Origin of the sequence: Cryocola sp. 340MFSha3.1, from assembly GCF_000383315.1 — a bacterium.
Lineage (GTDB): Bacteria > Actinomycetota > Actinomycetes > Actinomycetales > Microbacteriaceae > Leifsonia.
Genome location: NZ_KB911087.1, coordinates 2,127,903 through 2,141,646, shown reverse-complemented (window position 1 = coordinate 2,141,646; position 13,744 = coordinate 2,127,903). Strand labels below are relative to the sequence as shown.

Annotated in this window: 10 protein-coding genes and 1 tRNA gene; 3 read left to right on the top strand and 8 right to left on the bottom strand. The window is 69.0% G+C overall.

Annotated elements, in window-relative coordinates:
- Positions 1–5 precede the first annotated feature (5 nt).
- The 7 genes from pknB to H284_RS0110260 all read right to left on the bottom strand — a co-directional run bounded on the left by pknB (position 6) and on the right by H284_RS0110260 (position 8,936).
- Positions 6–1,700: a Stk1 family PASTA domain-containing Ser/Thr kinase gene (gene pknB / locus H284_RS0110290; RefSeq protein ID WP_196802828.1), complete on the bottom strand. Its 1,695-nt coding sequence runs from the start codon at positions 1,698–1,700 to the stop codon at positions 6–8.
- A 78-nt stretch (positions 1,701–1,778) separates the two neighbouring features.
- A complete protein-coding gene (locus tag H284_RS20105) occupies positions 1,779–3,515 on the bottom strand; it encodes a serine/threonine-protein kinase (protein ID WP_020076168.1) in 1,737 nt (578 codons plus the stop codon).
- Complete coding sequence (locus H284_RS0110280) at positions 3,512–4,966, bottom strand: peptidoglycan D,D-transpeptidase FtsI family protein (protein ID WP_018189054.1); 1,455 nt, start codon at positions 4,964–4,966, stop codon at positions 3,512–3,514. The genes H284_RS20105 and H284_RS0110280 overlap by 4 nt, the downstream gene beginning before the upstream one ends.
- Position 4,967: 1 nt before the next feature.
- Positions 4,968–6,374: an FtsW/RodA/SpoVE family cell cycle protein gene (locus H284_RS0110275; RefSeq protein WP_020076167.1), complete on the bottom strand. Its 1,407-nt coding sequence runs from the start codon at positions 6,372–6,374 to the stop codon at positions 4,968–4,970.
- A complete protein-coding gene (locus H284_RS0110270) occupies positions 6,358–7,608 on the bottom strand; it encodes a Stp1/IreP family PP2C-type Ser/Thr phosphatase (protein ID WP_020076166.1) in 1,251 nt (416 codons plus the stop codon). The genes H284_RS0110275 and H284_RS0110270 overlap by 17 nt, the downstream gene beginning before the upstream one ends.
- A 3-nt stretch (positions 7,609–7,611) precedes the next feature.
- Complete coding sequence (locus tag H284_RS0110265) at positions 7,612–8,202, bottom strand: FHA domain-containing protein FhaB/FipA (RefSeq protein WP_018189057.1); 591 nt, start codon at positions 8,200–8,202, stop codon at positions 7,612–7,614.
- Positions 8,199–8,936 carry an FHA domain-containing protein gene (locus H284_RS0110260; RefSeq protein WP_020076165.1) on the bottom strand — a complete coding sequence of 246 codons (738 nt, stop codon included), beginning with the start codon at positions 8,934–8,936 and terminating at the stop codon, positions 8,199–8,201. Before H284_RS0110260 ends, H284_RS0110265 begins: the two co-directional genes overlap by 4 nt.
- 142 nt (positions 8,937–9,078) lie before the next feature.
- Here H284_RS0110260 and H284_RS0110255 point away from each other — a divergent pair.
- Positions 9,079–9,162, top strand: a tRNA-Leu gene (locus H284_RS0110255).
- Positions 9,163–9,235: 73 nt separating this feature from the next.
- On the opposite strand, the gene H284_RS0110250 is transcribed toward H284_RS0110255, so the two are convergent.
- Positions 9,236–10,504 (bottom strand): TetR family transcriptional regulator, encoded by a 1,269-nt coding sequence (locus H284_RS0110250; RefSeq protein WP_020076164.1) that lies wholly within the window; start codon positions 10,502–10,504, stop codon positions 9,236–9,238.
- Between the two features lie 121 nt (positions 10,505–10,625).
- Between H284_RS0110250 and H284_RS0110245 the strand changes: the two genes are divergently transcribed.
- Both H284_RS0110245 and H284_RS0110240 read left to right on the top strand, forming a co-directional pair.
- The gene (locus tag H284_RS0110245; RefSeq protein WP_020076163.1) at positions 10,626–11,930 is read left to right on the top strand and encodes an MFS transporter; all 1,305 of its coding nucleotides are present in this window, start codon (positions 10,626–10,628) and stop codon (positions 11,928–11,930) included.
- The gene (locus H284_RS0110240) at positions 11,927–13,708 is read left to right on the top strand and encodes a glycoside hydrolase family 3 protein (protein WP_020076162.1); all 1,782 of its coding nucleotides are present in this window, start codon (positions 11,927–11,929) and stop codon (positions 13,706–13,708) included. Before H284_RS0110245 ends, H284_RS0110240 begins: the two co-directional genes overlap by 4 nt.
- The last annotated feature ends 36 nt before the right edge of the window (positions 13,709–13,744 follow it).

The following is a 13,744-nucleotide window of genomic DNA, read 5'->3' as shown; positions in this document are numbered from 1 at the left end:
CGGACTCAGCCCGAGCAGTACGTCAGGTCGACCGTGGTCCCTTGCGGCACGTCGCCCGGAGCGACCGACTGTGTGTGCACCATCGTCGCGCCCTTGTCCTGCGGGCAGCTGGGATCCGGCTTTGGATTACCGGTCAGTCCGAGCTGCGACAGGATCCCCGTGGCGGCCTGGATGGTCTGACCGGTCAGATCGGTCAGCGTCACCTTGCCGCTCGACACGTGGAGCCCGATCGCGTCGCCTTCGTGCGCCGAGGTGTTGGCGGCGGGATCCGTCTTGATCACCACGTTTGCAGGCACGCTGGCAGAGTTCTCCGAGGTCGTCGGACCGACGGTGAGACCGGCCTGCTGCAGCGCCTGCGTTGCAGCATCCACGGTCATGTTGTGGACATCCGGGACCGTGACGGTCTTCTTACCGGTCGAGACATAGAGCGTGATGGTGTCGCCCGACGCCACCACGATGCCGGCACCCGGATCCGTCCGGATCACCTGGCCCTCGGCGTAGGTGGGGCTCGCCTCGGTGACCTGCGCCCACTTCAGCTTCATCTCGTCGAGCTGCGCGGTGGCCTTGTCGAGCGTCTGGCCCGACAGGTTCGGCACCTTGTGCGACGAGTCCGGCATGGTCGTGCTCGGTGCGAGACGCAGCACCCAGGCGAGCACGGCCACGATGACGACCGCCATGATCGCGATGCCGGCCCAGATCCAGATCACGGGTGGGCGACGCTGGGTGCGCGTCATGGTCTGGTCTTCGGCCAGCTGACGGAAGGCGGCCTCCGGACCGGAGACGGCGCTCGGCGGAGCGCCGAACAGGGTCTCGGCCAGCTCGTCCTCGTGCTTGCGCTTCGGGATGCGACCCGCGGCGGCCTCTTCGAGGTCGGCTCGGAACTCCGCCACCGTCTGGTAGCGCTCGAAGCGGTCCTTCGTCATCGCGCGGGCGACGACGACATCCATCGCCGGCGACACCTTGGGGTTGATGGTGCTCGGGGGGACGGCGGTCTCGCTGACGTGCTGGTACGCGATCGCCACCGGGGTGTCGCCGCGGAACGGCGGACGCCCAGTGAGCATCTCGAACAGCACGACACCGGTCGAGTAGAGGTCGGTGCGCGCGTCGACGGACTCGCCCTTGGCCTGCTCCGGGGAGAAGTAGCTGGCGGTGCCCAGCACCGCGGTGGTCTGCGCCACGGTCGCCGAGGAGTCGCTGATGGCCCGGGCGATGCCGAAGTCCATCACCTTCACCTGGCCGGCCTTCGTGATCATCACGTTGCCCGGCTTGATGTCGCGGTGCACGACGCCGGCGCGATGCGAGTACTCGAGCGCGGTGAGGATGCCCTCGGTGATGCGCACGGCCTCCGCGCGCTCCAGCGGGCCCTTCTTGATCAGGTCTTTGAGGAGGACGCCGTCGACGTACTCCATCACGATGAAGGGCAGCTGCGCCTCGTGGCCGTTCGGCTCGCGCACCGTCTCTTCTCCGGCGTCGAAGACGCGGACGATCGTGGGGTGCGTCATGCGGGCGGCGGCCTGCGCCTCCTGCCGGAACCGGGTGCGGAACGCCGGGTCGGTCGCGAGGGACGGCTTGAGCAGCTTGATGGCCACGGTGCGGCCCAGGCGGGTGTCGGTGCCGCGATGGACGTCCGACATACCGCCCCGGCCGATGAGTTCGCCCACCTGATATCGGCCTGCGAGCAGGCGGCTATCTGGGCTCAATGCGAACTCCTTCTCGGTGACGACTCCGGCTAGTGTAGCGGGGCGATTCTGGATGTCTCCTCGGGCGTATTCGGCTGCTCAGCCGTTGCCGCCGCCGGTCCCGCCGCCCGTGTTGCCGCCACCCCCGCCGGCACCCGGCGTCGGAGTGGATCCGACGACCTCGTACGACGTCGCGGGGGACTGGCTCGACTCCACCGACTCGCCGCAGAAGATCGTGTACGTCAGCTGGTACGTGGCCGCGGTGCTCGGCGACCACACCATCTTGGTGTCGTTGACCGGCGTCTGCGGCTGCCCGTTGATGTACAGACGGCGGCCGACCAGGTTCTGCCCTGCTGGGCAGGTGGCCGAACCGAAGTTCACCGTGATCTGCGAGTTCGGGGTGCCCTGACCCGACGGCGGCGTGGCCGAGACGGTGTCGGTCGGCGTCGGGATCGGCGCGACAGGACCGTAGACCTTCACCGAGACGGTCGAGCCCTTCGGCACCGGACCGGTCGGGTTGACCGAGTAGACCTTGTTGGCCTGGTCGTTGGTGGTCGCCGCGTTGCCCTGCGAGACGTCCGCGACCATCCCGAGACCCTGCAGCTTGTCGCGGGCCTGGTCGGCGGTGAGGCCGAGGAAGTCGCTCTCGGTGATCTGGACCGTGTTGCTGGTGGGCGTCGGTGTGGGCTTCGGCGTCGTCGGCTGCGTCTGCGTCGGGGTGTTCGACGGCGTGGGCGTCGGGGGCGCTTTGGGTGCGACGACCAGGGTGATGATCGTGCCGATCAGGACGAGCGCGAGCAGGGCGATGAGGGCGATCAGCGGCCATGTCCAGCGGCTGCGCTTGCGCTCCTCGACGGGGGCGGCAGCCTCCTCGTCGACGACGGGCGCTACGGCGGTCGCGGGGAGCACGGTGGTCGCGGCCGTCGGTGCCGCGGGCGGCTGCATCAGGACGGTCGCGGCATCGGTCATGGCCGCGCCGCCGAGGATCGCGGGCACGGACTGAGCGGCGGCGCGCACGTCGCCGCGGCGGAGCGCCTGGGCGGCACGCGCCAGGTGGGCGGCGGATGCGGGGCGATCGGCCGGGTTCTTGGCGATGCACGCGAAGACCAGGTTGCGGACCGGCTCCGCGACGGTGGCGGGGAGCTCCGGCGGCGCCTCGTTGATCTGCGCCATGGCGATGGCGACCTGCGACTCGCCCGTGAACGGCCGACGGCCGGCCAGGCACTCGTACGCGACGATGCCGAGCGAGTAGATGTCGGTGGTCGGCGAGGCGGGGTGACCGGACGCCTGCTCGGGCGAGAGGTACTGCACGGTGCCCATGACCTGACCGGTGGCGGTGAGCGGCACCTGGTCGGCGATGCGGGCGATGCCGAAGTCGGTGATCTTGACGCGGCCGTCGGGCGTGATGAGGAGGTTGCCCGGCTTGATGTCGCGGTGGACGAGACCGGCGGCGTGAGCGGCGTGCAGGGCGGCGGCCGTCTGAGCGACGATGTCGAGCGTCCGGTCGGTGCTGAGGACGTGCTCCCGCTCCAGGATGCTCGAGAGCGCCTCGCCGGGGACGAGCTCCATGACGAGGAAGGCGCTGCCCTCCTCCTCGCCGTAGTCGTACACGTTGGCGATGCCTTCGTGGTTGACGAGGGCGGCGTGACGCGCCTCCGCGCGGAAGCGCTCGAGGAAGCCCGGGTCGCCGAGGTACTCGTCCTTCAGGATCTTGATGGCGACGGTACGGCCGATGACGAGGTCGGTGGCCTGCCACACCTCGCCCATACCGCCGATCGCGATCCGCGACTGCAGCTCGTAACGTCCCCCGAAGGTGAGCCCTGCTGTGGGTCTCATTTATTCAGCACCGCCTCTAGTACTTTCCTCGCGATCGGAGCGGCGATGGAGTTACCCGTGCCGCTCTGACCCTGTCCACCGCCATTTTCGACAACTACAGCCACAGCGAACTCCGGGTCGTTCGCCGGCGCGAAACCGGTGAACCACAGCGAGTAGGGGTCGTCATCCCCGTTCTGCGCCGTGCCCGTCTTACCGCCGACCTGAACCCCACCTATTCTTGCATTGCTCGCCACGCCGTGATCGACGCCGTCGACCATCATCTGCTTGATGGTGTCGGCGTTCTGCTGGCTCAGCGGCTGCGAGAACTCCTTGGGCTGGAAGCTCTCCAAGGTCTGCAGATCGGGTGACCGGATGGAGTCCACCAGGTTCGGGGTCATCAGCGTGCCGCCGTTGGCGATCGCCGCCGAGACCATCGCCATCTGCAGCGGCGTCGCGCGGTCGTCCTTCTGGCCGAAGGAGCCCAGCGCGCGCTCCGCCGCGTCGGGATAGAGCGGGTACACGCTCTTCTCGACCGGGATGGGGATGCTGAACGACTGGTTGAACCCGAACTTGTCGGCCTGGTCCTTGATGACCTCGGGCTTCAGCTGCATGCCGAGCTCGGCGAACGGGATGTTGCACGACAGGATCTGCGCCGTCGCGATCGAGACCGTCGCGCCCGGCCCGCAGGTCGTGAGCGAGTCGTTCTTGACGACCGTGGGGGAATCGGGCAGCGGGAGGGAGGCCGGGTTGGGGAGCTGGCTGTCCTTCGTGTACTGCCCGGTGCCGAAGGCGGAAGCGCTCATCACCGGCTTGAACGTCGAACCGGGCGGGTTGAGGTCTCCGCCGATCGTTCGGTTGATGAGCGGGTCGCCTGGGGCGGCGAGGAGCTGGTTGTAGGTCGACTCGACCGCCTTGCCGTCGTGCGACGCCAGGGTGTTCGGGTCGTACGTGGGCTTCGAGACCATGGCCAGGATCTTCCCGGTCTTGGGCTGCAGCAGCACCACGGCGCCCTGGTAGTCGCCCAGCGCATCCCACGCCGCCTGCTGCGCGACGGGGTCGATCGTCGTCTCGACCGTCGCGCCCTGCGGGTTCTTTCCCGTCAGGATGGCGTTCACGCGCTCGAAGAACTGGGAGTTCGACGAACCGCTCAGCTTGGAGTTGAGGGCTCCCTCGAGGCCGGTCGGCTCGCCGTTGATCGGGAAGAATCCGGTCACGGCGGAGTAGAGGGGACCGTTGCTGTAGACGCGCTGCCACTTGTAGACGTCGTTGGACGGCACGGACTGCGCGATCGGCTGCCCGGCGACCAGGATCGCGCCGCGCTGCGCCGAGTAGCTGTCGTTCAGGGCACGCGTGTTGCGCGCATCGGCACCCAGCGCATCCGCCTGGAACACCTGGAGGATGGAGGTGGACACCAGCAGCGCCAGGAACATCGCCAGCACGATCGTGCTGACGCGCTTGATCTCGCGGTTCATCTCAGCTCACCACCAGCCGGGGTTGGTTGCGGACGGTGTCGGACAGTCGCAGCAGCAGCGCCACGATGATCCAGTTGGCGACCAGCGACGACCCTCCTGCGGCGAGGAACGGCGTCGTCAGGCCGGTGAGCGGGATGACGCGGGTCACACCGCCGATCACGATGAAGCACTGCAGCGCCACGGTGAACGACAGGCCGACGGCGAGCAGCTTGCCGAAGTCATCCGCGCCGGCGAAGCCGATGCGGAGGCCGCGCGCCACGAAGACCAGGTACAGCGCGAAGATGGCGAAGATGCCGGCGAGGCCGAGCTCCTCGCCCAGGCTCGCGATGATGTAGTCGCTCTGCGACACGGGAGTGATCCACGGCTGGCCCTGGCCGAGGCCGGTTCCGATCAGCCCGCCGTGCGCGAGCCCGAACAGCCCCTGGACCAGCTGGAAGCTGCCGCCCTGCGCGTCGTAGACGCCCTGCGAGAAAGGGCTGAGCCAGTTCGCGAAGCGGTCGTGCACGTACGGGAGCACCTGGCTGGCGACGACGGCGCCGCCGACGATGAGCAGGAGGCCGAGGATCACCCAGCTGATGCGCGCCGTGGCGACGTAGAGCATGACGAGGAACAGGCCGAAGATGAGCAGACCGGTTCCGAGGTCGCGCTGGAAGACGATGACGGCCATCGACATCAGCCAGACGATGAGGATCGGTCCGAGGTCTCGAGCGCGCGGGAACCGCATCCCGAGGAACTTCTTGCCCACCATGGAGAGCGAGTCGCGCGCCTGGACCAGGTAGCCGGCGAAGAAGATCGCGAGGCAGATCTTCGCGATCTCGCCGGGCTGGAAGCTGAACGGGCCGATTCCGATCCACACGCGGGCGCCGTAGATCTCGCGGCCGATTCCCGGGAGCATGGGCAGCAGCAGGAGCACGAGCGCGGCGAACCCGAAGAGGTAGGTGTAGCGCTGCAGGATGCGGTGGTTGCGGATGAGGACCACGACGAGGATCGCGCAGATGATCGCGATGGCACTCCACACGATCTGCTTGACGCCCGCGCTGTCCCATCCGGCGTCCTTGTAATGGATGTCGATGCGGTAGATCTCGGCGATGCCGATGCCGGTCAGCAGCGTGGCGATCGGCAGCAAGAACGGGTCGGCCTGCGGGGCGACGAACCGGAGCGCGATGTGCATGCCCAGCACCAGAGCCGAGAGGCCGGCCCCGAGGTAGACCAGCGTGAGATCGACGTGGCCGAGCGCGCCCAGCTGCACCAGCACGACCGCCGCCGCGTTGATCGCGCACGCGATGACGAGGAGGAACAGCTCACGGTTGCGGAGCTTCGCGGGCAGGCGCAGCCGTTTGACCGGCCCGGTCGCGTTCCGGGGCGGCGTCGCCTGCTCGCGGGCGGCCGTTCTACTGTCCGCCGGCATCGCTCAACTGCTCCACGATCGTCTTGGCCGCCGGAAGGTCGTCGGCGTTGATGGTCTGCTCCACCTGCTGTTTGTCGTACTCGGGGAGGTCGTCCACCTTCACGTCGGACTCCTGGTACAGGTGCGAGAGGCTGATGGGCCCGATGCCCTGCTGAACCCCCTGGTAGATCGCGACGTGGCGGTCCGGTGACATGCCCACGAAGTAGCGGGACTGCGTCCACTGGTAGCCGAAGAAGATGGCGAGCACGATGGCGACGACCAGCAGGATGAGGCCGATCATCCAGGTGAGCCGGCGGCGGCGGACGCGACGGGCGTCCTCCTCGATCAGCTCGTCGAGGTAGTCCTCGGACTGCGGCTCGAAGTGGGTGGGGCCGGTGGCCGGGCGGATGGGATGCAGGCGCAGTCCGGGAAGGCGCGCCGCGCGGGTGGTCGGCTTCGGCTCGGTGCCGAACTGGAGCGGAGACGCGGCAGACCCGACCGTGACTGGCTCCTTGAGCACCTCGCCGCGGGACGTGTCGGCGATGTCGACGATGACCACGGTGACGTTGTCGGGCGCGCCGGCGTCGAGGCTGTGCTTCAGCAGCCGGTCGGCGACCTGCTTCGGGCCGTCCTTCGACGCGAGCGCCGCCAGCATGTCGTCGTGCTTCACCACGCCGCTCAAGCCGTCGGAGCAGATGAGCCAGCGGTCGCCCGGGCGCGTGTCGAGCGTCCATGTGTCGATCTCGGGGGACGCATCCACATCGCCCAGCACGCGCATCAGCACGGAGCGGCGGGGGTGGACCATCGCCTCCTCCTCGGTGATGCGTCCGCTGTCGACCAGACGCTGCACGAAGGTGTGGTCGGTGGTGACCTGTTTCAACTCGCCGTCGCGGTAGAGGTAGATGCGGGAGTCGCCGATGTGGGCGAACGCGATCTGGTCGCCGACGCGCACCATCGCACTGACGGTGGTGCCCATCCCGGTGAGCTCGGGATGCTCGAACACGGTCTCGGCGAGGAGCGAGTTGGCGGCGATCAACGCGGACTGCAGGGCGAACTCGGCTTCGGAGGCGGAGGCGTACTCGCGGTCGGCCTCGCGGATGCGGGTGACCGCGATCGCCGAGGCGACGTCTCCGCCGGCGTGACCGCCCATGCCGTCGGCGACGACGAACAGGTCCCGGCCGGCATAGCCCGAGTCCTGGTTGTTCGAGCGGATCTTCCCGACGTGGGAGAGGGCCGCCGCCTTGTTCGCCGCCACCGTCTACCGCCGCAGCTCGAACGTGGTCGTGCCGATCTTGATCGGCGTGTCGAGCGGGACCTGGGTCGGGACGGTCACCCGGCGGCCGTCGAGGAACGTGCCGTTGGTGGAGTCGAGATCCTGGATCATCCACTCGTCGTTCCAGAGGAGCAGGCGGGCGTGGTGGGTGGAGGTGTAGTCGTCGCGGATGACGAGGTTCGACTCGCCGGAGCGGCCGATGGTGATGGGATCGCGGCCGAGGGCGAGCTCGGTGCCGGCGCGCGGTCCGGAGGTGATGACGAGGCGGTGCGCGCTCTGCACGCTGGCGTTCGTGTGGCCGCCCGCGCGGTTGGCGCCCGACGGCAGCGACGAGACCGGTGCCGACTTCATCACCGGCTCGGTCGGGCCGGCGGGTGCGGCGGCAGCGGGGGCGCTCGCCGCGGCTCCGGCCGGGAACGGCGAGGCGGGTGCAGGCTGCGCCGATTCGGGCAGCTTGCGGACACGCTGGCCGAACATGTCGCTGCGCAGTGCGTAGACGATGCCGAAGACGAAGAGCCAGAGGACCAGCAGGAAGCCGAACCGCAGCACCAGCAGGGTCAGCTCGCTCGGGTTCACGAGGGGCTCCAGAAGTTGCCGACGTCGTGCCGCCGGGTGGCATCCTCCGCACGGCCACGGGGGGCGGGCGCCGCCTGGGGGAGCACGCGGAACACGATGCGGGTGCGGCCGAGGGTCACGACGGATTCGGGCTCCAGGATCGCCTTGCGCAGGGGCTCTCCGTCGAGCTTGGTTCCGTTGGTCGAGCCGAGGTCCTCCACCTGGGCGCGGCGGCCATCCCACGTGATCATGACGTGCCGGCGGGAGATGCCGGTGTCGTCGACCGTGATGTCGGCGTCCGCCCCACGCCCGACGACGGTGCGGGAGTGGGTGAGCGGATAGTGCTTGCCGTTGATGTCGAGGACCGGGGTCCAGGCGACGTCGCCCTTCACGTTCTCGGACTCGACCTGGAGCATGCCGACCGACAGCTCCGGGTCTTCCGCGAGGTCGATGGAGATGCCGCCGGCGAACGCGTAGTGCTGGCTCGCCGCGTGCTTCTGGACGAAGTCGATCAGCTCGTCGGTGAGGGCGGCGCCCATCGATCGCATGCGCGCGTAGTCGGCGGACGACATCCGCAGTACGAAGCTGTTGGGGGCGAGGACGCGGTCGCGCGCGACCACGGCGGCCTTCGTGTCGAGTTCCTTGCGGAGCGCGCTGGTGAGCTCGACCGGCTGCAGCCCGGAGCGGAAGGTCTTCGCGAACGCGCCGTTGACGGCGCGCTCGAGCCCCCGCTCGAAGTTGTCCAGAATGCCCACAGTCTCCCGCTTCCGGCTCGATGACTACATGCATGTTAGTCGGAACCCTGGAAAAGGGACTGGCTATACGGTGAAGATCAGCCCTGCGGAGGACGCCCGGATTCGTGAACGATCCCGGCGTCGTGTTAGAGTTCCTGGGTTCGCGCGAGTGGCGGAATTGGCAGACGCGCTGGCTTCAGGTGCCAGTGCCCGCAAGGGCGTGGGGGTTCAAGTCCCCCCTCGCGCACGGACGTGAAAGGGCCGGATCGAGACATCGATCCGGCCCTTTCCGCATGTCCGGCAGGCATGCGCGAAACCGGTCAGCTTCGCGTTTCGGGCAGGATGTCCGCGAAGTGTGCGCGCAGCTGCGCGGCCACGTCGACGGTGTCGTGGTCGTAGAGCCACTGGTATTGCAGGCCGTCCCAGAGGGCGAGGAGCCAGAGCGCTTCGTGGTCAGGATCGCGGTGAGGCGGGAGGACGCCGTCGTCCGCGGCGGCCCGGAGAAGGGTCGCGAAGCCGTCGAGCGCGACGGCGAAGCGGTGCTTGAAGTAGGCGTGCGCGTCGTGGGTTGGCGGTGTCGCCTCGGAGGAGATGACGGCGTAGAGCTCGATCAGTCCGGGCTGCTCCGCCTCGTTGGTGGCGGCTCCGTCGGCGAAGCTGCGCAGGACATCGGCGGCGGATGCCCCCGCGTCCGGCGTACCGCGGTCGTCGATGCGGCGGTCGCGCTCCCGCATGACCTCGTGCAGCAGGGCGTCCTTCGAGGAGAAGTGGTGGTACAGCGCCGACTTCGAGACGCCGACACGTGTGGCGATGTCGAGGAGGCTGGTGTCGCCGTAGCCCTCCCGCGCGAACAAGGCCATGGCGCCGTCGACGATCTTCGCGCGGCGCTCCCGTCCGGTACGGTAGCCCGTCTCTGCGGCGGACGGCTCCTCGGCGATCGGGGGGAGCGGGGGCGCGGGCGGAAGCGGATGCGTCGCCGCGTGCGTTCCAGGCTCCCGCCAGCCGAGTGGACGCGCGATCAGCTCCTGATGGCGCTCCAGGGTGGCGGCGACATCGACGCGGTCCGGAAGGTACTGCTGCAGCATCCGCAGGCCGTCCCAGGCTGCGGTCAGGCGCAGCGCCTCGTCCTCGACCGACCGGTCGGCCGCGACGAGGCCGCTGTCGACGCCCGCGGCGAGGGCCTCGGCGCGCCGGGCTCGCAGCTCGGCGGCGCGGTCGCGCATCCATTCGTGCAGGGGATGCGAGGGTGCTGAGGCCTCGCCGGTCAGTGCGGCGAAGAGAGGTGCGTGACCCCGGACCGCGTCCTGTCGGTGCGCTGTGGCGGCGAACGGCAGCGCGTCGGGCGGGGTCGCCGCTGCTGCTGCGGAGGCATCGAGCCGGCGGGCGACCTGGCCCAGCAGCTCCTCTTTACCGGCGAAGTGCTTGAGGAGCGCGGGATGGGTGATGCCGGCCTCCGCTGCGATGTCGCGCAGCGACACGAACCGGTAGCCGTTGCGGCAGAACAGATCGGTGGCGGCGTCGAGGATCGCCTGCCGTGTCGCGGCGGCGCGCGCGAACCGTGTCCCATCGATGACCGACGTCACGTGCACCTCCCCGACCTCATCATCGTAGTCAGGTTACCGTAGCGTCGGATTTCAGTTACCACACGGTCGCTTTTGTGTGTATGCTGGCCGCCATCGTCAAAGCCGACGGTACGAAAGGACTCGAGAAATGACAGAGCTGTCTCCCGCCGCGACAGCGGCGGCAACCGGGACCACCGGTATCAAGACGCCCGGCACCACGCCGGCGCGCACTCCCCGCGGCTACACGCCGGCGCTCTCGGCCGTGAACTTCGGCGTCCTCCTGGCGCTCCTCACTCCGGTGCTCGTGTCGATGGCCTTCAAGGTGCAGCACCTCAGCGCATCCACGGAGGAGGCGACGGCGCAGCTCGGACTCGTCCTCGGCGTCGGAGCCCTGTTCGCCCTGGTGGCGAACCCGCTCGCCGGCCGGCTCTCCGACCGCACCACCTCCCGGTACGGGATGCGTCGCCCGTGGATCCTCGGCGGCAGCATCGTCGGCGTCGGCGCGTTCCTGCTGATCGGTGCGGCCACATCCATCTGGGTCGTGCTCATCGGATGGTGCCTGGTGCAGGCGTCGCTCAACGCCGTGCTCGCAGCCGCGAACGCGACGCTTCCCGATCAGGTTCCCGCGGCCAGCCGTGGCAAGGTCTCGGGCCTCGTCGGCGTGACCACGCCCCTTGCGATCCTCGCGGGCAGCTTCCTCATCAACTTCATCGGCGATGACCTCCTGCGCTTCCTCATCCCCGGCCTCATCGCACTCGTGCTCGCGGTGATCTTCGTCGCAGTGCTCAAGGACCGCCGCCTCACCGAGAAGCCGCGCCAGAAGTTCACCGTCGGGCAGTTCTTCGGTTCGTTCGTCTTCAATCCGGTCAAGCACCGCGACTTCGGCTGGACGTGGCTGACGAAGTTCTTCGTGATGTTCGGCTACGCGGGCATCGCGACCTTCCTCCCCTTCTACCTGACCGAGAAGTTCCACCTCGACGAGCAGGGCGCCATCTCGACGATCCTGCTGGCGAACCTGGCCTCCACCGTCGGCATGGTGATCTCCAGCCCCATCGGCGGTTACCTCTCCGACCGGCTCGGCAAGCGCCGCCCGTTCGTCGCGGCGGCGGGCGTCATCATGGTTGTCGGACTGGTCGTTCTGGCGTTCGCGCCGACGGTGGCGATCGTCATCCTCGCGCAGGCCGTGATCGGCCTCGGAGCCGGGTCGTTCTTCTCCGTCGACCTCGCCCTCGCCACCCAGGTGCTGCCGAGCCCCGACGACACGGCCAAGGATCTCGGCGTGCTCAACATCGCCAACGCCCTTCCGCAGTCGATCGCTCCCGCCATCGCACCGGGGATCATCGCCCTCGGTTCCGCGACCGCGATCGGCGGTTACTCGGTGTGGTACCTCTTCGGCGCCCTGATCGCACTGCTCGGCGCCGTGCTCGTCTACCGGATCAAAGGAGTGAAATGACCGACACCGCCACGGAAACCGCCCTCGCCACCCGTCCTTGGCTGGACGCGCAGCGTCCCGTCGCCGAGCGCGTGGAGCTGCTGCTCGCCGAGATGACCCTCGAGGAGAAGGCCGGCCTCTTCTTCCACACGATGATCGGGATGGGTCCGCTCGACGAGCCGAACCCGACGTTCTCGCTCCCCTCCGCGGTGGAGTACGTGGAGCGCCGGCACATGTCGCACTTCAACCTGCTCGGCGTCGCGCCGACCGGGCGGGAGATCGCGGAATGGCACAACGCTCTGCAGCGGCTGGCCGCGTCCACTCGGCTCGGGATCCCCGTGACGCTATCGACGGACCCGCGGCACTCATTCACCGACAACCCCGGGACCGCGATGCTGTCCGGGCCGTTCTCGCAGTGGCCCGAGCCGCTCGGGCTCGCGGCGATCCGCGACGAGGACACGGTCGAGCGTTTCGCGGACATCGCACGCCAGGAGTACCTGGCGGTCGGCCTCCGCGTGGCACTCCATCCGCAGGTCGACCTGGCCACGGAACCGCGCTGGTCACGCCAGGCGGCGACCTTCGGCGAGGATGCCGAGCTCACCTCCCGCCTGGGCGCCGCATACGTCCGCGGCTTCCAGGGCCGATCGTTCGGCGCAGGATCCGTGTCGACCATGACGAAGCACTTCCCGGGCGGCGGTCCGCAGAAGGACGGGGAGGACCCGCATTTCGCCCACGGACGCGAGCAGGTCTATCCCGGCGACGCCTTCGAGCTGCACCTCCGGCCGTTCGAGGCGCTCATCGAGGCGGGCACGCGCCAGATGATGCCCTATTACGGGATGCCGGTCGGAACCGCGTACGAGGAGGTCGGGTTCGGCTTCAACCGGTCGGTCATCACCGGTCTGCTCCGCGAGCGCTTGGGATTCGACGGGCTGGTGTGCACGGACTGGGGACTGATCACCGATGCCGAGATCTTCGGCCAGCCGTTCCCCGCGCGGGCCTGGGGTGTCGAGCACCTGACGCCGCGCGAGCGGATGAAGAAGATCATCGACGCCGGCGCCGACCAGTTCGGGGGAGAGGCGTGCCCGGAGCTGCTGATCGACCTCGTCGAGTCCGGCGATGTCCCCGTGTCGCGGATCGACGAGTCGGCGCGGCGCATCCTGCGCGAGAAGTTCGAGCTCGGACTCTTCGAGTCGAGCCTGGTCGACGCGGAGGCCGCCGACGCGATCGTCGGGAAGGACGACTTCCGTGCCGAGGGAGAGAAGGCGCAGCGCGCATCCATCACCCTGCTGGTCAACGGTCACGATGGCGAGCCGGTGCTGCCGCTGCGCGGGCGCCCGCGGCTCTACGTCGAGGGCATCGACGCTGAGCGCGCTGCAGCCTATGGCGATGTCGTCGCGACGCCCGCCGACGCCGACGTGATCGTGGTGCGGCTGCAGGCGCCGTACGAGGAGCGTCCGACGGTGTTCGAGAGCCTGTTCCACTCGGGGTCGCTGGAGTTCCCCGCCGAGGTCGTCGACCACGTGCGGGAACTCGCCGAGCACGCGCCGACGATCGTCGACGTGTACGCCGATCGGCCGGCGATCCTCGAGCCCCTGGTGGATGCGGCCAGCGCTCTGACCGTCAACTGGGGCGCAAGCGACGAAGCGCTGCTCGATGTGCTCACCGGCCGGTTCTCGCCGCAGGGGTCGCTGCCGTTCGACCTGCCGCGCTCGATGCGCGCCGTGGAGGAGTCGCGCCCTGATGTGCCGTTCGACACCGCCGATCCGCTGTTCCGGTTCGGCGACGGGCTGCGTTACTGACGCGACCGAGTCGCACGCCCTGCCCGAGCGGGACCC